Consider the following 19,952-nt stretch of genomic DNA (forward strand, 5'->3'; position numbering starts at 1 on the left):
TCCTATGATGGGAGCTCCGACCCAGGAGAGCGCCGATGCCCTTGCCGTCCTTTCAGGAGCAGTTCGCCGCGTTGATTGCAGCGCCCTCGGTGAGCTGTACCCAGCCGAACTGGGACCAGACCAACGCACCGGTGATCGACCTGCTCGCCGCCTGGCTGAGCGATCTCGGCTTCCGCTGCGAGACCCAGCAGGTCGCGCCGGGCAAATTCAACCTGCTGGCCAGCTATGGCAGCGGCCCTGGCGGCCTGGTGCTGGCCGGGCACAGCGACACCGTGCCTTTCGACGCCGCGCTGTGGCAGAGCGACCCGCTCAAGCTGACCGAGGTCGGCGACCGCTGGGTCGGTCTCGGCAGTTGCGACATGAAGGGTTTCTTCGCCCTGGTCATCGAGGCCGTTCGGCCGCTTCTCGAACAACCCTTCCAGCAGCCGCTGCTGATTCTCGCCACCTGTGACGAAGAAAGCTCCATGGCCGGCGCCCGTGCCCTGGCCGATGCCGGCCGGCCGCTGGGCCGGGCGGCAGTGATCGGCGAGCCGACGGGGTTGAAGCCCATCCGCCTGCACAAGGGGGTGATGATGGAGCGCATCGACATCCTCGGGCAGAGCGGCCATTCCTCCGACCCTGGTCTTGGTCACAGTGCGCTGGAGGCGATGCAGGACGTGATGGGCGAACTGCGTGCCCTGCGTGCGCAGTGGCAGCGCGAGTTCAACAACCCGCAGTTCGGTGTGCCGCAACCGACGCTCAACCTGGGTTGCATCCACGGCGGCGACAACCCCAATCGTATCTGCGGGCAGTGCGCGTTGGAGTTCGACCTGCGCCCGTTGCCGGGCATGGACCCGGAGGCGCTGCGTGAGGCGATCCGCGGCAAGCTGCAGCCGCTCGCGCTCAAGCATCAGGTACGCATCGACTACGGGCCCCTCTTTCCCGCCGTGCCGCCGTTCGAGCAGGCTGCGGATGCGGAGCTGGTGCGCGTGGCCGAGCGATTGACCGGACATGCGGCGCAAGCGGTGGCATTTGGCACCGAGGCGCCTTATCTTCAACACCTTGGCTGCGAGACCCTGGTGCTTGGCCCGGGCGACATCGACTGTGCGCATCAGCCCGGGGAACACCTGGCACTCTCCCGTATCGAACCTACGGTGACACTGCTGCGCCAACTGATCCAACACTATTGCCTGATTCGGAGTGAAGACGTGCAGCGACGATGAGCGGACCTCTCGAACCGAACATGGCGGGTGATTTCCGCCCTACGTCTCGACGCTAACGGATTTGTCATGCACGACTACGTCAACTGGCTACGCCACGCTTCGCCCTATATCAATGCTCACCGTGACTGCACCTTCGTGGTCATGCTGCCGGGGGAGGGGGTCGCCCACCCGAACTTCGCCAACATCGTCCACGACCTGGTGCTGCTGCACAGCCTCGGCGTGCGCCTGGTGCTGGTCCACGGCTCGCGCCCGCAGATCGAGACACGCCTGGCCGCGCGTGGCCTGACCCCGCACTACCATCGCGACCTGCGCATCACCGATGCGCCGACCCTGGAGTGCGTGATCGACGCCGTCGGCCAGCTGCGCATCGCCATCGAGGCACGCCTGTCCATGGACATGGCCGCCTCGCCGATGCAGGGCGCACGGCTGCGCCTGACCAGCGGCAACTTCGTCACCGCGCGGCCAATCGGCGTCGTCGACGGCATCGACTACCACCACACCGGCGAAGTGCGCCGCATCGACCGCAAGGGCATCAACCGCCAGCTCGACGAGCGCAGCATCGTGCTGCTGTCGCCGCTGGGCTATTCGCCCACCGGGGAGATCTTCAACCTGGCCTGTGAGGACGTCGCCACCCGCGCCGCCATCGACCTGGGGGCGGACAAGCTGCTGCTGTTCGGCGCCGAGGATGGCCTGCTCGACGAGGCGGGCAAGCTGGTGCGCGAGCTGCGCCCGCAGCAGGTGCCCGCGCACCTGACGCGCCTGGGCGGCCACTACCAGGGCGAATTGCTCGACGCCGCTGCCCAGGCCTGCCGGGGTGGCGTGAAGCGCAGTCACATCGTCAGCTACGCCACCGATGGTGCCCTGCTCAGCGAACTGTTCACCCGCACCGGCAACGGTACCCTGGTTGCCCAGGAGCAGTTCGAGTCGCTGCGCGAGGCGAGCATCGAGGATGTCGGCGGCCTGATCGAACTGATCAGCCCGCTGGAGGAACAGGGCATTCTGGTGCGTCGCTCGCGCGATGTGCTGGAGCGCGAGATCGAGCAGTTCAGCATCGTCGAGCGTGAAGGGCTGATCATCGCCTGCGCGGCGCTCTACCCGATCGCCGATTCCGACTGCGGCGAGCTGGCCTGCCTGGCGGTCAATCCGGACTACCGCCATGGCGGTCGCGGCGACGAGCTGCTGGAGCGTATCGAGGCGCGGGCACGGGCGCAGGGGATCAAGACCCTGTTCGTGCTCACCACCCGCACGGCGCACTGGTTCCGCGAGCGCGGTTTCCAGCCGAGCAGCGTCGAGCGCATGCCGACGGCGCGCGCATCGCTGTACAACTACCAGCGCAATTCCAAGGTGTTCGAGAAGGCGTTGTAACCCGCAACGCCGCGACCGCTGGGAACGGCTTCAGTCACCAGGCGCGAGAGGCGTTCGTCAGGCGCTGTGCTGCTGCAGGCGCATCTGTTCATGGCCGTCGTCCCAGCCGGCCTCCCAGGCGGCGGCGGGGATTTCGTCGGGGTAGGGTTGGCGGTTTCTGGCCTGGCCGGTGAGGCCGGCCATATAGCCTTGCTGGTAGGCCTTGGTCAGGCTTTCCAGGCTCCATTGCGGCGTGGCTTCGTCGGCCATGGGGCGCTGCTCGTCTTTCGTCCGTTACCCGGCAATGCTAGCTGGCCGGGCGGCCAGCAGTGTGGCCGCCCATCCCGGCTTTTGCTCCGCTGGTTGGCTTTGTGACGCAGTCGACTATTGCCGTTTCGTTACACCGCCAGTGCCAGGATGCTCGCCTGGTAGGCGGCGACGAACGCGTCGAAGTCGCCAGCGGGCTGCGCTTCCAGCTCGGCCTGCTCGGCCAGCGAGTTCTGCGCGGCCTGCTCGAAGGCAGCCTGCTGCCCGGCGTCGAGCGGCTGGGCGCGGAAGTACTCGGCGTGCTGCAGGCTCTGTTGCAGGGCGAACTCGGCGAAGCTGGTGCCCTGGCGCAGGATCGCCAGCACCTGCGCCGACGGCGTCAGCTCGACATCCGCGACCTTGGCCTGCTGATGGGCCAGCGCCTCGACATGGGCCTGGCTGTCCTGGCTGCGGTCGAGCAGCTCGGCCAGTGGCAGGATGCGCTCGAGCAGTTCGCCCGCCCAGGCCTTCAACTCCACCGAGCGCCCCTGGCGCTGCAGGTGCAGGCCGGGACGACGCCCTTCCTTGACCACCTTGAGGAAGTTGCGGGTGCAGTCGCCGCACTCGCCGTTTTCCAGCAGCGGGCTGTCTTCCAGTGCACAGAACAGCAGGAAGGCGTCGATGAAGCGCGCTTGCGCCACGTCGATGCCCAGCGGCAGGAAGGGGTTGATGTCGAGGCAGCGCACCTCCACGTACTGCACGCCACGGCTGGTCAGCGCCTGGATCGGGCGCTCGCCGCTGTGGGTGACGCGTTTCGGGCGGATGCTCGAGTAGTACTCGTTCTCGATCTGCAGGATGTTGGTGTTCAGCTGCAGCCACTCGTCGCCACGCTTGGTGCCCGCCTCGACGTAGGCCGGGTAGGGGGTGCCGACCGCCAGGCGCAGGCTGTCGGTATAGCTGGCTAGGTCGTTGTAGCACGGCGTCAGGCCGGACTGGGCGCTGCTCTGGTAGCCCAGGTCGCTCATGCGCAGGCTGGTGGCGTAGGGCAGGTACAGGGTGCTGGCGTCCAGCTCCTGCAGCTGGTGCGGGCGACCGCGCATGAAGCCCTTGTCCAGCGCCGGCGAAGCACCGAAGAGGTACATCAGCAGCCAGCTGTAGCGACGGAAGTTGCGGATCAGCGCGATGTAGCGCGCCGACTGGTAGTCGCGTGCGCTCAGCGTGTCGCCCTCGGCCTGCTGCTGCAGTTGCCACAGGCGCTCGGGCAGCGAGAAGTTGTAGTGAATGCCGGCGATGCACTGCATGGTCTTGCCGTAACGCAGGGCCAGGCCCTTGCGGTACACGTACTTGAGGCGGCCGATGTTGGAGCTGCCATAGCGGGCGATGGGAATGGTCGCCTCGTCCGGCAGGGCGCAAGGCATCGACGGGCTCCACAGCAGTTCGCTGCCGAGCTTGTCGTAGGCGAAGCGGTGGATACGTTCCAGCTCGCCCAGGGTCTCGGCCGGGTCGGCGGCCGTTCCGGTGATGAACTCCAGCAGCGACTCGGAGTAGTCGGTGGTGATCTGCGAATGGGTCAGTGCCGAGCCCAGCGCTTGCGGGTGCGGCGTCAGGGCCAGTTGGCCGTCACGGTCGACGCGCAGGCATTCGCGCTCGATACCATGCAGGCACTCACCCAGCAGGGACAGGTTGGCCGGCTCGCCGAGCAGGGCCAGGCGGCGGGAGAGAAGATCGCTCAAGATGCAATTCCTAACTGGGCAGTCGCCACAATATGGGGATCGCCCCCGCACTCTGCAAGGGGCACAGTTTCACCCACAGTAGACGAGTTCACTCAGCGCGGATTACACGCAGGCGAAGGTGCCTTGTGCCTTGGCGACCAGCTTGTCGTCCTGCCAGACCTCGGCTTCGACCACCTGGGTGCGGCGGCCGGCATGCAGGACCTTGGCATGGCACAGCACACTGCCGTCGGAAACCGGGCGGATGTAGTTGATCTTGCATTCCAGCGTGACGCTGCTCGGTCCGCCGTCGCCCAGGCTGTGGCTGGCCTGGCCCATGGCGGTGTCGATCAGCGAGAACAGCGCGCCGCCATGCAGCTTGCCGTGCAGGTTGCGCAGGTCATCGGTCAGGGCCAGGCGGATGCGCGCCTCGCCGCCGCCGACCTGCAGGATCTCCAGCCCGAGCAGGCGGGAGAAGGCGCTGCTCGCGCCCACTTCCTGCTTGCCGCTCATCGCTTGAGCTGCTTGGCGTTGGCGAACAGCGCCGCCATGCCGCCGGTGGCCGGGGCCGGCTTGTCCTGGCTGGAGTGACGCTCGCTGCGCGGCGTGTTGCCGCCACGGTTGCCGTTGCCACGCTGGCCGCCGCGTGCGCCCTCGACCTTCTCGCCGGGCGTGTCGCCCATGCGCATGGACAGGCCGATGCGGTTACGCGGGATGTCCACTTCCATCACCTTGACCTTGACCACGTCGCCGGTCTTGACCGCTTCGTGCGGGTCCTTGATGAACTTCTCCGACAGCGCGCTGATATGCACCAGGCCGTCCTGATGCACACCGATGTCGACGAAGGCGCCGAAGTTGGTCACGTTGGTCACTACGCCTTCGAGCACCATGCCGGGCTTGAGGTCGGCCAGGGTCTCGACGCCTTCCTGGAACTCGGCGGTCTTGAACTCCGGACGCGGGTCGCGCCCCGGCTTGTCCAGCTCCTTGAGGATGTCGCCGACGGTGAGCAGGCCGAAGCGCTCGTCGGTGAACTTGGCCGGGTCGAGGCGCTTGAGAAAGCCCGAGTCGCCGATCAGCGAGCGGATGTCGCGGCCGGTGTCCTGGGCGATACGTTCCACCAGGAGGTAGGTTTCCGGGTGCACCGCCGAGGCGTCCAGCGGGTTGTCGCCGTTCATCACGCGGAGGAAGCCGGCGGCCTGCTCGAAGGTCTTGTCGCCCAGGCGCGGTACCTTCTTCAGCGCGGCGCGCGAGGCGAACGCGCCATTGGCGTCACGGTATTGCACGATGTTCTGCGCCAGGGTCGCGTTGAGGCCGGAGATGCGCGCCAGCAGTGCGGCGGACGCGGTGTTCACGTCCACGCCGACGGCGTTCACGCAGTCCTCGACCACGGCATCCAGCGAGCGTGCCAGCTTGAGCTGCGACACGTCGTGCTGGTACTGGCCGACGCCGATGGATTTCGGGTCGATCTTCACCAGCTCGGCCAGCGGGTCCTGCAGGCGACGGGCGATGCTGACTGCGCCGCGCAGCGACACGTCGAGATCGGGGAATTCGCGGGCGGCCAGCTCGGAGGCCGAGTACACCGAGGCGCCGGCCTCGGAGACCATCACCTTGGTCAGCTTCAGGCCCGGTACCTTCTTGATCAGCTCGGCGGCCAGCTTGTCGGTCTCGCGGCTGGCGGTGCCGTTGCCGATGGAGATCAGGTCGACGCCATGCTTGGCGCACAGCTTGGCCAGGGTCGCCAGGGTGCCGTCCCAGTCGTTGCGCGGCGCGTGCGGGTAGACGGTGGCGGTGTCCAGCACCTTGCCGGTGGCATCGACCACGGCCACCTTGCAGCCGGTGCGCAGGCCGGGGTCCAGTGCCAGGGTGGCACGCGGGCCGGCCGGCGCGGCCAGCAGCAGGTCGTGCAGGTTGCGGGCGAACACGGAAATCGCCTCGTCCTCGGCCTTCTCGCGCAGCTCGCCGAGCAGGTCGGTTTCCAGGTGGTTGTACAGCTTGACCTTCCAGGTCCAGCGCACCACCTCAGCCAGCCACTTGTCGGCGGCGCGACCCTTGTTCGCGAGGCCGAAGCGCTCGCCGATCATCAGCTCGCACGGGTGCAGGGTGCCGGGCAGTTCTTCGCCGACCTTCAGGCTGGCACTGAGGATGCCTTCGTTGCGCCCGCGGAAGATCGCCAGCGCGCGGTGCGACGGTACGCCCTTGAGCGCTTCGTCGTGTTCGAAGTAGTCGCTGAACTTGGCCCCTTCGTTTTCCTTGCCGGGCACCAGGCGGGCGCTGAGGGTGGCGTTGTCCTTGAGGAAGCTGCGCAGCTTGTCGAGCAGCGCGGCGTCTTCGGCGAAGCGCTCCATGAGGATGTACTTGGCGCCTTCGAGCACGGCCTTGACGTCAGCAAAGCCCTTCTCGGCGTCGATGAAGCGCTCGGCTTCCTGCTCGGGGGTCAGGTTCGGGTCGTTGAACAGTGCGTCGGCCAGCTCGCCGAGGCCGGCTTCCAGAGCGATCTGGCCCTTGGTGCGGCGCTTCTGCTTGTACGGCAGGTAGAGGTCTTCGAGGCGCGTCTTGGTGTCGGCCAGGTCGATCTCGCGCTTGAGTTCCGCGGTCAGCTTGCCCTGTTCCTCGATGCTGGCGAGGATCGCCCCGCGCCGCTCGTCCAGCTCGCGCAGGTAGCGCATGCGCTCTTCCAGGTGGCGCAGCTGGGTGTCGTCGAGGCTGCCGGTCACTTCCTTACGGTAGCGGGCGATGAAGGGCACGGTGGAGCCTTCGTCGAGCAGGGCCACGGCGGCGGCAACCTGTTGCGGGCGCACGCCCAGTTCTTCGGCGATGCGGTTGTTGATGCTGTCCATATAGTGCTACCCACGCTGGTACGACAAGGCGGCCGCGCCAGGGCGGCCAGATACGAAAGCGGCGCATTATAAACACCGCATCCACCGACGCTGAGAACCGTTCGGGGAAAAATCTGCTAACAATGGCTAAGGTGCCCATCCATGCGCCTGAGCGATAATGCCGCCACTCGCCGTCCATCGTACGGCTGTCCAAGGAGACGCCATGACCCAGTCCGCCCCCGCCGCCGAAGGCGAGAAGATCCTCATCGTCGATGATGACGCCCGTCTGCGCCGCCTGCTCGAGCGCTTCTTCGACGAGCAGGGCTACCGGGTACGTGCGGTGGAGAACGTCGAGCAGATGGATCGTCTGCTGGCGCGCGAACTGTTCAATCTGGTGGTGCTCGACCTGATGCTGCCGGGCGAGGACGGCCTGTCCGCCTGCCGTCGTCTGCGTGAGTCGAACAACCAGATCCCGATCATCATGCTCACCGCCAAGGGCGATGAGTCGAGCCGTATCCAGGGCCTGGAACTGGGCGCCGACGATTACCTGGCCAAACCCTTCAACCCGCGTGAGCTGCTGGCGCGGATCAAGGCCGTGCTGCGCCGCCAGGCGCCCGTGGTGCCGGGCGCGCCGGGCTCCGAGGACGAGAGCGTCAGCTTCGGCGACTACGAATTGTCCCTGGCCACGCGCGAACTGAAGAAAGGCGACGAGGTGCACATGCTCACCACCGGTGAGTTCGCCGTGCTCAAGGCCCTGGTGCAGCATGCGCGCGAGCCGCTGACGCGGGACAAGCTGATGAACCTGGCGCGTGGTCGCGAGTGGGATGCGCTGGAGCGCTCCATCGATGTGCAGATCAGCCGCCTGCGCCGCCTGATCGAGCCGGACCCGTCCAAGCCGCGTTATATCCAGACTGTCTGGGGTGTGGGCTACGTGTTCGTGCCGGATGGCAATAAGTGAAGTTGCACGCTGCCAGTCACACGCTGCAGGTGATCGGAGGTTGGGTGTCTTCTTCTTGCGGCTCGAGGCTTGAGGCTCGCCGCTCGTGAAGACTCCCGTCTGGTTCCCGCAAAGCTTTTTCGCCCGCACCCTCTGGCTGGTGCTGGTGGTCGTGCTGTTCTCCAAGGCACTGACGCTGGTTTATCTGATGATGAACGAGGACGTGCTGGTCGACCGCCAGTACAGCCATGGTGCGGCGCTGACCCTGCGCGCCTACTGGGCGGCCAACCCCGATGACCGCGACCACATCGCCCAGGCGGCAGGGCTCAAGCGCATTCCGCGTGACAAGGTGCCGGCCAGCGAACAGCACTGGCCCTACAGCGAGATCTTCCAGCGGCAGATGCAGACCGAGCTCGGTCCCGACACCGACACCCGGGTGCGTGCCACCACACCGCCTGCGCTGTGGGTGCATGCCCCCAGCCTCGGCGACGGCTGGGTGCGCGTGCCGATGTACCCGCACCCGCTGCGTGGCCAGCGGATCTGGAGCGTGCTGGGCTGGTTCCTCGGCATCGGCCTGCTGTCCACCGCCGCCGCCTGGATCTTCGTGCGCCAGCTCAGCGCACCGCTCAAGCGTCTGGTCTACGCGGCTCGCCAGCTGGGCCAGGGGCGCAGCGTGCGCCTGCCGATCAGCGACACGCCCAGCGAGATGACCGAGGTCTATCGCGCCTTCAACCAGATGGCCGAGGACGTCGAGCAGGCCGGACGTGAACGCGAGCTGATGCTGGCGGGCGTCTCGCATGACTTGCGCACGCCACTGACCCGCCTGCGCCTGGCCCTGGAGTTCATGCAGAACGATGCGGAAACCGAGGACATGGTGCGCGACATCGAGGACATGGACGCGATTCTCGATCAGTTCCTCGCCTTCATCCGCGACGGACGCGACGAGCCGGTGGAGGAGGCGGACTTCCCCGAGCTGGTGCGTGAAACCCTGGCGCCCTACAACCAGGGCGGCGAGCGTGTTCGCCTGTGCCTGGAGCCGATTCCTCCCTTCCCGCTGCGCCGCGTCTCGACCAAGCGGCTGCTCACCAACCTGGTGGAGAACGCGCTCAATCATGGCGGCGGCGATGCCGTGGAGGTGGTTGCCAGCCTGGCCGGTGACCACAGCGCGCCCTATGTGGTGCTGAGCGTCCTCGACCGTGGCAACGGCATCGACCCGACCGAACTGGACAGCATCTTCAACCCCTTCATTCGCGGTGACCGGGCGCGTGGCGGGCGGGGCACCGGTCTCGGCCTGGCCATCGTCAAGCGCATCGCGGCCCTGCATGGTGGCAGTGTCGAGCTGCGCAACCGCAGCGGCGGTGGCCTCGAGGCGCGCGTGCGGCTGCCGCTCGGCCTGCTGCTGCCGCGTGATGCGGTGTAGCTGAGCGGCCTGCCCGGCGGCGGTGTGCTGGCAATACGCTGCCAAGCGCTCTGGCGCTGGGCTATGCTGTGCCTGCGAATCGATTCGAGGCCTGCATGTCCGCCGCCTTCCCTGACCGCCTGCCCAGCTGGACCTGGTGGCTGCCGCTGCCGATCTTTCACCTGGGTACCTGGATATCTCTGGCAACCCGCCTGAACGATGGCGTGGCGCTGTGCTACCTGCCGCTGGTGCTCGGCCTGACGCTGTGCCTCTGGTGGGGGCCGCGGGTGTTGCCGGCGCTCTACCTCAATGCGCTGTTCAGCGTGCCGTTGTGGGGCCTGCCCTGGCAGTGGGCGCCGCTCTATGCCTTGCCGGAAACGGCGGCGGTCGCCCTGGGCTGGTGGTTGCTGCAGCGGCAGGTCTTCGACCCCGCGTTGGGGCGCCTGTCGGATCTGCTGCGTTTCTTCGCCCTTGGTGTACTGGTGCCCGCCACCCTGCTGGCCCTCGGGCTGCAGACCGGCCTGTGGCTGACCGGCCTGCAGATCGGCGAGCGCTGGGCGCTGGCCAGCCTGTCGATCTGGCTGACCGATGCGATCAACCTGCTCGCCCTGTGTGCGCCGCTGCTGGCCTTCGCCACGCCGCTGCTGCGGGCGCGTGGCTGGCTGCGCAAATGGGCCGAGACGCCCGGGACGACCTCGCTGCTCAGTGCCTCGCCGTCCGCCTGGTTGCTCGCTGCGGGCGTGTTCGTGCTGCTGGTATTGCTGGGCAGCCTGCCATTGCTGCTCGCCCTGCCGGTACTGGGCATCAGCATGCTGGTGTTGGCGCTGCGCCATGCGTTCGTCGGCGCCCTGTACGGCGTCATCCTCGGCTATTGCGCGACCCTGGTGCTGCCCCTGCTGCGCACCAGCCTCGGTCAGGAGGGGCTGGACCTGCAGCGCAACCAGTTGCAGCTGGCTGTCCTCCTGCTGATGGGCGCGGTCCTGCTGGTGGGCCGGGCGCTGAGCGACCTGCGCCAGACCCTGGCACTCAGCGCGCAGATACAGCAGCAACTGGCGCGCGCCAACCTGGCGATGGAAGCCAGCCCGCTCGGGGTGACCATCGCGGATGCGCGGCAGGCCGACATGCCGCTGGTCTACTGCAACCCGGCCTTCACCCAGATTACCGGTTACTCCGCCGCCGAGGCCGAGGGGCGCGAGTGCCTGTTCCTGGCCGGCGATGAACACAATCAGCACGGCCTGCAGAAGCTGCGCACGGCGCTGCGCGAAGGGCGCGCCGCACAGGCCGTGGTACGCAACGTGCGCAAGGATGGCAGTCGCTTCTGGAACGAGGTGGTGCTGGCACCGATGCGCGATGAGCAGGGCATCAGTCATTTCGTTGGCCTGCAGCACGACGTCAGCGAGCGCGAGGAACTGGCGTCGCAGGTCGAGCGGCAACGGCTGGCCATGCTGCGCCAGAGTCATCTGTTCACTCAGACCGAGGACATCGCCAACCTGGGCGGCTGGGTACTGGAGCTCAGCGACTACGGCATGTTCTGGAGCGAGGGCTGCTACCGCATCGTCGAGCGCGACATCCAGCAGGGCCCGCCCGACCTGCAGCAGGCGCTCGACTACTACGACACGCCGAGCCAGACGCTGATCATGCAGACCCTGCAGGCTGCACTGGGCGGGGTCGAGGAGCTGGACGTCGAGGCGCGCCTGGTCGCGCGCCTGGGCGGCCGGCTGGTGCGCCTGCGCGGGATTCCCGAGCGTGATGCCGACGGCACCCTGGTACGCATCTACGGCGTGGTGCAGGACATCAGCGAACGCAAGCGCGCGGAGTCGCAACTGCGTGAGCGCGACGAGCGCCTGCGCCTGTTCTTCGAGGCGCCGCTGATCGGCATGGCGCTGACGACCCAGTCGTTCGGCTGGGAAGAGGTCAACCAGAAGCTGTGCAACATCCTCGGGCTGGAGCGCGACGAACTCCTCGCCAGTTCCTGGCAGCAGCTGTCGCACCCGGGCGACCTGCCGACGGAGCAGTCGCGGCTGGAGCCCGTGCTGCAGGGCTCCAGCGACGGTTTCGAGATGGACAAGCGCTTCCTGCGCGGCGATGGCCAGGTGGTCTACACCCGCGTCAGCCTGAGCGTCGTGCGTGGCACTGGCGGTCGTCCGACCCTGTTCCTGCTGCTGGTCGAGGACATCAGCGCACGGCGCGAGGCCGAGGCGCGCTACCGTACCCTGGTCGAGCACGCCCCCGAGGCGATCCTGCTGTTCAGCCCCGATGGCGGTATCGTCGAGTTCAACGAGAACGCCTTGCAGCTGTTCCGCTACCGCCGCGAGGAGCTGCTCGGGCGCTCGATCCAGAGCATCAGTCCGCTGCGCCAGGGCGACGGGCGGCTGTCCTCGCGGGCCGGCCAGGAGTACCTGAAGCGCGCCATCGAGGGTGAGGCGCCGGTGTTCGAGTGGAACCACCGCGACAGCGCCGGTCGCCAGCTGCCCTGCGAGGTGCGTCTGGTGCGCATGCCGGGCGAGCAGCTGCTGATCCGCGCCAGCGTCACCGACATCTCCGAGCGCCAGCGCTACCAGCGCGAGATCGAGCGCCTGGCCTACAGCGACGAGCTGACGGGCCTGCCCAACCGCCGGCTGCTGCTCGACCGTCTGCAGCACGCCATGGACCGCGAGCACCGCGAGGGCAGCCTGGGCGCGTTGCTGTTCATCGATCTCGATCACTTCAAGACGGTCAATGACAGCCTCGGCCATCTGGTCGGCGATGCCTTGCTCTGCGAGGTCACCACCCGCTTGGCGGGCGAGTTGCGCACCGAGGACACCCTTGCCCGTCTCGGCGGTGACGAGTTCGTGGTGCTGCTCGAGGCCCTCGGCCAGGAGCCCAAGGCCGTGGCCGAGCATGCGGCGGCAGTTGGCGAGAAGCTGCTACGGGGCCTGCAGGGCAGCTGCCTGATCGACGGGCATGAGCTGGCCATCAGCGCCAGCATCGGGATCGCCCTGCACCCGCTGGGGTTGCAGCAGGCCTCGGACATTCTCAAGCAGGCCGACACGGCGATGTACCGGGCCAAGCACGCCGGGCGCAACGCCCTGCATTTCTTCGCCCCGGAGATGCAGGCGGCCATCGACCAGCGCCTGCAGCTGCAGAGCGAGCTGCGCCAGGCACTCGCCCGCCAGCAGTTGCAGCTGGTGTTCCAGCCGCAGCTGATGCTGGCCGACGACTCCGTTGCCGGTGCCGAGGTGCTGCTGCGCTGGATGCACCCCGAGCGCGGCGAGATCGGCCCGGACCAGTTCATCCCCCTGGCCGAGGAAACCGGCCTGATCCAGGAGATCGGTCAGTGGGTGCTGGAGCAGGCCTGCGCGGCGCTGGCACGCTGGCAGACGCAGTGGCCGCAGCTGGTGCTGGCGGTCAACCTCAGCCCGCGCGAGCTGCGCCAGAGCGAGTGCGTGGAACGCGTCGAGGCCTGCCTGCAGCGACATGGCGTGCCGGCGCAGGCACTGGAACTGGAGATCACCGAAGGCGTGCTGCTCGAGGACGTCGAGCGCTGCATCGGCAACATGCAGCGGCTCAAGGAGCAGGGCGTGCGCTTCGCCATCGATGACTTCGGCACCGGCTATTCGTCGCTCACCTACCTCAAGCGCCTGCCGCTGGATCGCCTGAAGATCGACCGCAGTTTCGTCGCCGACCTCGATGGCGACAGCAGCGGGCGCATGCTGGTGCAGACCATCCTGATGATCGCGCGCAACCTGGGCCTGGAGTGCGTGGCCGAGGGTATCGAGCGCGACAGCCAGCTGCAGCTGCTACGCGAGCAGGCCTGCACGCTGGGCCAGGGCTATCTGTTCGGCCGGCCCATGGCCGAGGCCGAGTTTCTTGCCTGGATGGACAGCCGCGTCACCAGCTGAGGCGGTTGCCCCCCAGGCGCGCCTGCTGGCCGCAGGGCCAGGGGAAGTTGCTGTCGCCGTGCCCGCTGGGCAGCTCGCTGTAGAGCGCGATGCCCAGCGGCGTCAGGTATTCGCTGAAGATCTGCTCCAGGCTGTGGTGCACGCCGCGTCGCGGGCAGTCGGTGAAGCCGCCGAGGCACACCGCACGCGGGCGTCGCCCGGCGAAACTCTGCAGCAACTGCCAGAGGCTGCGCTCCAGGCGGTAGTAGGGTTCGCCGACGTCCTCCAGGATCAGGATGGCGTCGTCCGCCAGGTGCAGCTGCGCTGCGCTGCCGCAGGCACTGGCCAGTGCCGTGAGATTGCCGCCCTGCAGGCGGCCCTCGAGGTGCTGCACAGGGCCGCTGATATGGCGCACGGGCAGTTCCTGCGGTTGCCCGTCGAGCAGGCGCCACAGCGCCTGCATCGAGGCCAGGCGCTCGCGCTGGCCAACTGGCGCCGCCAGCGCCTGGTGCCCGAGGGCGCTGGCTACCGGGCCGTGAATGGCTGGCAGGCCGTACTGGCGGAAGACGTCGAGCAGGATCGACAGGTCGGAGAAGCCGATCAGCGGGCGTGGGCTGGCCTGGCGCAGCAGGGCCCAGTCGATGTCGGCCACCAGCTGCGCGCAGCCATAGCCGCCACGCAGGCACCAGACGGCATCGATGTCGGGCTGGGCGAAGGCCTGGTGCAGGTCTTCCAGGCGCTGCTCCGGCGTGCCGGCCAGGTAGCGGTGCCGAGCGCGCACGTGCCGGCCCAGGTGGTAGCGGATACCGAGGACGTCGAGCTGCGCCAGGGTCGCTTCGAGCACATCTTCGGCAAGCGCCGCTGCCGGGGCGATCAGCGCCACGCGGCCGTCGAACGCAGGGCTCATCCGCGGCCCTTGGTGCGGGTCTGGCCGGGCTCGGCGTTCTTCTCCAGGTACTGGATGATCATGCCGGCCACGTCCTTGCCGGTGGTGGTCTCGATGCCTTCCAGGCCTGGCGAGGAATTCACCTCCATCACCAGCGGGCCGTGGTTGGAGCGCAGGATGTCCACCCCGGCCACGTTCAGGCCCATGACGCGGGCGGCGCGCACGGCGGTCATGCGTTCTTCCGGGGTGATCTTGATCAGGCTGGCGCTGCCGCCACGGTGCAGGTTGGAGCGGAACTCGCCGGCCTTGGCCTGGCGCTTCATCGCCGCGATCACCTTGTCGCCAACCACGAAGCAGCGGATGTCGGCGCCGCCGGCTTCCTGGATGTACTCCTGGACCATGATGTCCTGCTTGAGGCCGAGGAAGGCCTCGATCACCGATTCGGCGGCCTTGTGCGTCTCGGCCAGCACCACGCCCATGCCCTGGGTGCCTTCCAGCACCTTGATCACCAGCGGTGCGCCGCCGACCATCTGGATCAGGTCGGGAATGTCGTCCGGCGAGTGGGCGAAACCGGTCACCGGCAGGCCGATGCCCTTGCGCGACAGCAGCTGCAGTGCGCGCAGCTTGTCCCGCGAGCGGCTGATGGCCACCGACTCATTGAGCGGGTAGACGCCCATCATCTCGAACTGGCGCAGGACCGCGCAGCCATAGAAGGTCACCGAGGCGCCGATGCGTGGAATGACCGCGTCGAAGCCCTCCAGCGCCTGGCCTCGGTAGTGGATCTGCGGCTTGTGGCTGGCGATGTTCATGTAGGCGCGCAGGGTGTCGATCACCTGCATGTCATGGCCCCGTTGCTGACCGGCCTCCACCAGACGGCGGGTTGAATACAGACGCGGGTTGCGCGACAGCACGGCGATCTTCATTGGGCACCTGGAAGGGACGAGGAGAGAGAGGGTTTTTCCTGCACATAGCTGAGTGCCGGATTGACCACCAGTTGGCCGGTGATCAGCGCCTTGGAACCGAGCAGTACGCGATAACGCATGGTCTTGCGGCAGGCCAGGGTGAACTCCACCGGCCACAGGCGATCGCCCAGGGCCAGGTGGGTACGGATGACGTAGCGGCTCTGCGCCTGGCCATTGGAACTCTTGATGCGCTTCACCGAGACCAGCTGCGCCTCGCAGCGGTGGCGGCGCTGCACCTGGGTGCCGAGGTAGGCGGTGAAGCGCACCCAGTCCTCGCCGTTGCGCTGAAAGGGCTGGATATCGCTGGCGTGCAGGCTCGACGTGCTGGCGCCGGTGTCGATCTTGGCGCGCAAACCGATGATGCCGAGCTCCGGCAGGTTGATCCACTCGCGCAGGCCGATCACGCTGAGCTGGTCGAAAGTCTTCAAGGCAGTGGTATTCCCCTGAGGCGACAGCGCCTATGATTCCGCGCATTCTAGTTGTGTGGTGTGACAACTGCATCTGCCGCGCTTGGCGAATGCGAAATCCCTTCAGAGAGTGAGATGAGCGAGAAAGACGACGACAAGGTCCGCCTGGACAAGTGGCTGTGGGCGGCACGCTTCTACAAGACCCGAGCACTGGCCAAGGCCGCCATAGAAGGTGGCAAGGTGCATCACCGGGGGGAACGCTGCAAGCCGGGCAAGGAGCCGAAGATCGGTGACGAGTACGTGCTGCGCACCGGCTTCGACGAGCGCACTGTGCAGGTGCTGGCGCTGTCCACGGTGCGCCGGGGGGCGCCCGAGGCGCAGTTGCTGTATCGCGAGACGGACGAGAGCATCGCACGCCGCGAGCAGGCCGCGGCGATGCGCAAGGCCGGGGCCATCGGCGTGCAGACCGACGGCCGGCCGAGCAAGAAGCAGCGGCGGCAGATTCAGCAGTTCAACGAGCAGCAGGGTGGCGGCTTGCGCCACCCCTGGGCGGACGAGGAATAGCGCGCGGCGCGGTCAGTGTCCGCTGACCACGCTGATGCGCCCGAGCAGCGGCAGCCTGGCCAGACGCGAGGTGAGCGGCAGGGTGATCCTCTCCAGCCACTCGCTGGCGCGGTAGCCCAGCGGGGTGAAGCAGCCCCAGGCCAGGCCGGTCAGGCTCAGCAGCACGCCGCCGACGAAGGCATCCGAGCCCCAGTGCGCACCGGCCACCAGGCGCGGCAGCATGCCGATCACGGCAATGGCCCAGACCAGCGCCAGGCGCCAGCCACGGGCGAAGAAACTGAGGAAGAAGGCCCAGATCATCAGGACCGAGGCGTGATCGCCAGGGAAGCTGCGGCTGGCGCTGTCCTTCAGGTCCCAGCGTTCTTCCCAGGCCGGGAACATCTCGGTCAGGCGCGCACTGCCTTCGACGGCCAGCGAGGCGCTCTGGCGTTGCCAGCCCATGTAGTCGACGAGGTCGGAAAACAGCACGCGGACCAGCAGCATCACGATCAGCATTGCCAGGAAGGCGTAGAGCGCGCGGCGCACCTGCGGGCCTTCGAACACCAGGCCGGCCTTGAGCATCACCGCCAGCATCACCACGCCGACACCGGCGTCGACCGGGCGCATGCTGCCGATGGCCCAGATGTGCGCCCACAGGCCGGCGGCATGCACCGGGTCGTTGAGCAGGTGGAACAGCTGCAGATCGAAGGCGTCCCACAGCTGGCGCGTGGGCTGCCACAACCAGCTGGCGAGCAGCAGCAGGCTGACGACATGGCAGGCCAGCAGGGGCTTCACGCGCCACTGCGTATTGAGAAAGACGGTCGACATGAGAAGTCCCTTTGCAGAAATATGACAGCTCTACCCGAGCGCGCGCATGGTAGACCCTTATGGCCAGGATGCAATGTGACTCCGTACTCGGTTCAGGTCAGGTTCAGAGCAGGCCCCGGCTTCCGCGCAGGTGACGCTCGGCGCCTGGCCCTTGGTTGTGCGGGCATTTGTGCATAAAATCGCCAGCCTTTTTTGCAGACCCTGAGCCCGCCGCTATGAACGACTTCAGCCAACGTTTCCTGTTCGACGACACCGACGTGCGTGGTGAGATGGTCGCGCTGCGCGAGAGCTACGCTCACGTGCTGGCCAAGCACGCCTACCCGCAGCCCGTGGCGCAACTGCTGGGCGAGATGATGGCTGCCGCCGCGCTGCTGGTCGGCACGCTCAAGTTCGATGGCCTGCTGGTGCTGCAGGCGCGCTCGGAAGGGCCGCTGTCGCTGCTCATGGTGGAGTGCTCCAGCGCGCGCGAGCTGCGTGGCATCGCCCGCTACGACGCCGAGCAGATCGGCGCGGATGCCGACCTGCACAGCCTGATGCCCAACGGCATGCTGGCGATCACCATCGACCCGGCCAAGGGCCAGCGTTACCAGGGTATCGTCGACCTCGACGGCGTCGACCTGGCCGAGTGCCTGAGCAACTACTTCGCCAGCTCCGAACAGCTGCCGACGCGCTTCTGGCTCAAGGCCGACGGCCAGCGTGCCCGTGGCCTGCTGCTGCAGCAGTTGCCCGCGCATCACCAGACCGAGCCGCAGGAGCGCGAGGAAAGCTGGAACCATGTGCTGACCCTGGCCGATACCCTGACCGCCGAAGAGCTGCTGGGCCTGGACAACCCGACGCTGCTGCATCGCCTCTACCATGAAGAGAACGTGCGCCTGTTCGATGAGCAACTGCTGCAGTTCCGTTGCAGCTGCTCGCGTGAGCGCTCGGCCAGCGCCCTGATCAGCCTGGGTCAGGCCGATGCCGAGCTGCTGCTGGCCGAGCAGGGCGGCCAGGTCGAGATCGACTGTCAGTTCTGCAACGAGCGCTACCTGTTCGACGCCGCGGACATCGCCCAGCTGTTCGCAGGGGCCGGTAGCGAGGCGCCGTCGCAGACCCGTCATTGATGAACTTTTCCACCTTATAGAAGTTCTCTATCGGATCGGAGGATGCCAAGAAGTTCGCTTTTCTGGCATACTCCCGCGACTTTTTTACCGTGTAGTCCAGTTGCCCCTGGACTACACAACGTTCGGAAGACTCGGCCCAGCGGCCGACGGGGACCCTCATGACGCAAGCCAACAACGCCGTGTACACCGACATCAGCGCCGCGCAACTGGTCGAAGAAGCCATTCGCCGTGGTGAAGGGGAACTGGCCGCCAATGGCGCCCTGGTGGTACGCACCGGCCATCGCACCGGCCGCTCGCCGGCTGACCGTTTCATCGTGCAGGAGCCGAGCACCGAGGCGCAGATCGCCTGGGGCAACATCAACCGTCCGTTCCCGGCCGACAAGTTCGATGCCCTGTGGGATCGCGTCGAGGCGTTCAACAATGCACAGGAGCATTTCGTCTCCCACGTGCACGTCGGCTCTGCCGAAGCTCACTACCTGCCGGTGAAGATGACCACCGCGACTGCCTGGCAGAACCTGTTCGGCCGTCAGCTGTTCATCAATCCCGAGGCCTACAACCCGGCCGGTCGGGACCAGTGGCAGATCCTCAACGTCGCCAACTTCGAGTGCTCGCCCGAGCGTGATGGCACCAACTCCGACGGTTGCGTGATCATCAACTTCGCCGCCAAGAAGGTGCTGATCGCCGGCATGCGCTACGCCGGTGAAATGAAGAAGGCCATGTTCTCCGTGCAGAACTTCCTGCTGCCGGAAAAAGACGTGCTGCCGATGCACTGCGCCGCCAACATCGGCGAAGAGGGTGACGTGACCCTGTTCTTCGGTCTGTCCGGCACCGGCAAGACCACCCTGTCCGCCGACGAATCGCGTTACCTGATCGGTGACGACGAGCACGGCTGGGGCGAGGGTGTGGTCTTCAACGTCGAAGGCGGCTGCTACGCCAAGTGCATCGACCTGTCCGAGAAGAACGAGCCGGTGATCTGGAAAGCCATCCAGTTCGGCACCGTGCTGGAAAACGTCGTGCTCGACGAGCAGCGCACGCCGGATTACGCCGATGACAGCCTGACCCAGAACAGCCGTGCGGCCTACCCGCTGGAGTACGTCGAGAAGCGTAGCGAGAAGAACCTGGGCGGCGAGCCGAATGCCGTGATCTTCCTGACCTGCGACCTGACCGGCGTACTGCCGCCGGTGTCGATCCTCAACAACGAGCAGGCGGCCTACCACTTCCTGTCCGGCTACACCGCGCTGGTCGGTTCCACCGAAATGGGTTCGGGCGGCGGCATCAAGTCGACCTTCTCCACCTGCTTCGGCGCACCCTTCTTCCCGCGTCCGGCCGGCGTCTACGCCGAGCTGCTGATCAAGCGCATCAACGCTTTCGGCTCCAAGGTCTACCTGGTCAACACCGGCTGGACCGGCGGTGGCTACGGCGTCGGCAAGCGTTTCAACATCCCCACCACCCGTGGCGTGATCTCCGCGATCCAGAGCGGTGCGCTGATCGGTGCCGAAACCGAGCACCTGCCGATCATCAACCTGGACGTGCCGAAGTCGGTACCTGGCGTCGAGACCAACCTGCTCAACCCGCGCAACACCTGGGCAGACAAGAACGCCTACGACGAAGCCGCCAAGGGCCTGGCCAAGCTGTTCATCGACAACTTCACCAAGTTCGATGTCAGCGACGCCATCAAGAGCGCCGGCCCGCAGCTGTAAGCGCTGTGCA

General features: G+C 67.1%; 16 protein-coding genes. 8 read left to right on the forward strand and 8 right to left on the reverse strand.

Features of this window, described 5'->3' with window-relative positions; translation table 11 throughout:
- Positions 1–35: 35 nt before the first annotated feature.
- The gene (argE, locus tag FIV02_RS01855) at positions 36–1,202 is read left to right on the forward strand and encodes an acetylornithine deacetylase (protein ID WP_037050235.1); all 1,167 of its coding nucleotides are present in this window, start codon (positions 36–38) and stop codon (positions 1,200–1,202) included.
- Between the two features lie 66 nt (positions 1,203–1,268).
- Positions 1,269–2,567 carry an amino-acid N-acetyltransferase gene (gene argA, locus FIV02_RS01860; RefSeq protein WP_037050234.1) on the forward strand — a complete coding sequence of 433 codons (1,299 nt, stop codon included), beginning with the start codon at positions 1,269–1,271 and terminating at the stop codon, positions 2,565–2,567.
- 57 nt (positions 2,568–2,624) lie between these two features.
- Here the strand turns inward: argA and rmf are convergent, their stop codons facing one another.
- The 4 genes from rmf to FIV02_RS01880 all read right to left on the reverse strand — a co-directional run bounded on the left by rmf (position 2,625) and on the right by FIV02_RS01880 (position 7,338).
- A complete protein-coding gene (gene rmf, locus FIV02_RS01865; RefSeq protein WP_037050232.1) occupies positions 2,625–2,816 on the reverse strand; it encodes a ribosome modulation factor in 192 nt (63 codons plus the stop codon).
- A 128-nt stretch (positions 2,817–2,944) separates the two neighbouring features.
- Entirely contained in the window at positions 2,945–4,525 is a 1,581-nt protein-coding gene (gene gshA / locus FIV02_RS01870) for a glutamate--cysteine ligase (protein WP_152487626.1), read from the reverse strand.
- 102 nt (positions 4,526–4,627) lie between these two features.
- On the reverse strand, positions 4,628–5,014 hold the full coding sequence (locus tag FIV02_RS01875) for a PaaI family thioesterase (RefSeq protein WP_051800559.1): 387 nt from the start codon (positions 5,012–5,014) through the stop codon (positions 4,628–4,630).
- Positions 5,011–7,338, reverse strand: a complete 2,328-nt coding sequence (locus tag FIV02_RS01880) for a Tex family protein (protein WP_152487627.1) — start codon at positions 7,336–7,338, stop codon at positions 5,011–5,013. The genes FIV02_RS01875 and FIV02_RS01880 overlap by 4 nt, the downstream gene beginning before the upstream one ends.
- Positions 7,339–7,540: 202 nt before the next feature.
- Here FIV02_RS01880 and ompR point away from each other — a divergent pair, with 202 nt between their 5' ends.
- The 3 genes from ompR to FIV02_RS01895 all read left to right on the forward strand — a co-directional run bounded on the left by ompR (position 7,541) and on the right by FIV02_RS01895 (position 13,534).
- Positions 7,541–8,275 carry a two-component system response regulator OmpR gene (ompR, locus tag FIV02_RS01885; RefSeq protein WP_037050229.1) on the forward strand — a complete coding sequence of 245 codons (735 nt, stop codon included), beginning with the start codon at positions 7,541–7,543 and terminating at the stop codon, positions 8,273–8,275.
- A gap of 85 nt (positions 8,276–8,360) precedes the next feature.
- The gene (locus FIV02_RS01890) at positions 8,361–9,674 is read left to right on the forward strand and encodes an ATP-binding protein (protein ID WP_037050228.1); all 1,314 of its coding nucleotides are present in this window, start codon (positions 8,361–8,363) and stop codon (positions 9,672–9,674) included.
- Positions 9,675–9,769: 95 nt separating this feature from the next.
- A complete protein-coding gene (locus FIV02_RS01895; protein WP_152487628.1) occupies positions 9,770–13,534 on the forward strand; it encodes an EAL domain-containing protein in 3,765 nt (1,254 codons plus the stop codon).
- Here FIV02_RS01895 and FIV02_RS01900 read toward each other — a convergent pair.
- The 3 genes from FIV02_RS01900 to FIV02_RS01910 are packed head-to-tail and all read right to left on the reverse strand — an operon-like array spanning position 13,524 to position 15,723.
- Positions 13,524–14,420: an LD-carboxypeptidase gene (locus FIV02_RS01900; protein WP_152487629.1), complete on the reverse strand. Its 897-nt coding sequence runs from the start codon at positions 14,418–14,420 to the stop codon at positions 13,524–13,526. The two genes, FIV02_RS01895 and FIV02_RS01900, sit on opposite strands and share 11 nt — an antisense overlap.
- A complete protein-coding gene (rimK, locus tag FIV02_RS01905; RefSeq protein WP_037050224.1) occupies positions 14,417–15,322 on the reverse strand; it encodes a 30S ribosomal protein S6--L-glutamate ligase in 906 nt (301 codons plus the stop codon). Before rimK ends, FIV02_RS01900 begins: the two co-directional genes overlap by 4 nt.
- Positions 15,319–15,723 carry an ATP-dependent zinc protease gene (locus FIV02_RS01910; protein WP_256663121.1) on the reverse strand — a complete coding sequence of 135 codons (405 nt, stop codon included), beginning with the start codon at positions 15,721–15,723 and terminating at the stop codon, positions 15,319–15,321. The genes rimK and FIV02_RS01910 overlap by 4 nt, the downstream gene beginning before the upstream one ends.
- Positions 15,724–15,903: 180 nt before the next feature.
- Here FIV02_RS01910 and FIV02_RS01915 point away from each other — a divergent pair, with 180 nt between their 5' ends.
- A complete protein-coding gene (locus FIV02_RS01915; RefSeq protein WP_037050222.1) occupies positions 15,904–16,332 on the forward strand; it encodes an RNA-binding S4 domain-containing protein in 429 nt (142 codons plus the stop codon).
- A 12-nt stretch (positions 16,333–16,344) separates the two neighbouring features.
- On the opposite strand, the gene FIV02_RS01920 is transcribed toward FIV02_RS01915, so the two are convergent.
- Entirely contained in the window at positions 16,345–17,139 is a 795-nt protein-coding gene (locus tag FIV02_RS01920; RefSeq protein ID WP_152487631.1) for a phosphatase PAP2 family protein, read from the reverse strand.
- 215 nt (positions 17,140–17,354) lie between these two features.
- Between FIV02_RS01920 and hslO the strand changes: the two genes are divergently transcribed.
- Both hslO and FIV02_RS01930 read left to right on the forward strand, forming a co-directional pair.
- On the forward strand, positions 17,355–18,242 hold the full coding sequence (hslO, locus tag FIV02_RS01925) for an Hsp33 family molecular chaperone HslO (RefSeq protein WP_037050218.1): 888 nt from the start codon (positions 17,355–17,357) through the stop codon (positions 18,240–18,242).
- Between the two features lie 158 nt (positions 18,243–18,400).
- The gene (locus FIV02_RS01930) at positions 18,401–19,942 is read left to right on the forward strand and encodes a phosphoenolpyruvate carboxykinase (RefSeq protein ID WP_047584957.1); all 1,542 of its coding nucleotides are present in this window, start codon (positions 18,401–18,403) and stop codon (positions 19,940–19,942) included.
- Positions 19,943–19,952: the final 10 nt, after the last annotated feature.

The sequence above is a fragment of the Pseudomonas sp. THAF187a genome (assembly GCF_009363395.1).
In the GTDB taxonomy this organism is placed as follows: Bacteria; Pseudomonadota; Gammaproteobacteria; order Pseudomonadales; family Pseudomonadaceae; genus Aquipseudomonas; species Aquipseudomonas khazarica.

What these genes read in the sequence shown, in the direction of transcription:
- FIV02_RS01920 (WP_152487631.1), bottom strand. Translation starts at nt 17,139, where the DNA reads ATGTCGACCGTCTTTCTCAATACGCAGTGGCGCGTGAAGCCCCTGCTG.
- FIV02_RS01930 (WP_047584957.1), top strand. Translation starts at nt 18,401, where the DNA reads ATGACGCAAGCCAACAACGCCGTGTACACCGACATCAGCGCCGCGCAA.
- FIV02_RS01915 (WP_037050222.1), top strand. Translation starts at nt 15,904, where the DNA reads ATGAGCGAGAAAGACGACGACAAGGTCCGCCTGGACAAGTGGCTGTGG.
- FIV02_RS01875 (WP_051800559.1), bottom strand. Translation starts at nt 5,014, where the DNA reads ATGAGCGGCAAGCAGGAAGTGGGCGCGAGCAGCGCCTTCTCCCGCCTG.
- FIV02_RS01895 (WP_152487628.1), top strand. Translation starts at nt 9,770, where the DNA reads ATGTCCGCCGCCTTCCCTGACCGCCTGCCCAGCTGGACCTGGTGGCTG.
- rimK (WP_037050224.1), bottom strand. Translation starts at nt 15,322, where the DNA reads ATGAAGATCGCCGTGCTGTCGCGCAACCCGCGTCTGTATTCAACCCGC.
- rmf (WP_037050232.1), bottom strand. Translation starts at nt 2,816, where the DNA reads ATGGCCGACGAAGCCACGCCGCAATGGAGCCTGGAAAGCCTGACCAAG.
- FIV02_RS01900 (WP_152487629.1), bottom strand. Translation starts at nt 14,420, where the DNA reads ATGAGCCCTGCGTTCGACGGCCGCGTGGCGCTGATCGCCCCGGCAGCG.
- hslO (WP_037050218.1), top strand. Translation starts at nt 17,355, where the DNA reads ATGAACGACTTCAGCCAACGTTTCCTGTTCGACGACACCGACGTGCGT.
- FIV02_RS01880 (WP_152487627.1), bottom strand. Translation starts at nt 7,338, where the DNA reads ATGGACAGCATCAACAACCGCATCGCCGAAGAACTGGGCGTGCGCCCG.
- ompR (WP_037050229.1), top strand. Translation starts at nt 7,541, where the DNA reads ATGACCCAGTCCGCCCCCGCCGCCGAAGGCGAGAAGATCCTCATCGTC.
- argA (WP_037050234.1), top strand. Translation starts at nt 1,269, where the DNA reads ATGCACGACTACGTCAACTGGCTACGCCACGCTTCGCCCTATATCAAT.
- argE (WP_037050235.1), top strand. Translation starts at nt 36, where the DNA reads ATGCCCTTGCCGTCCTTTCAGGAGCAGTTCGCCGCGTTGATTGCAGCG.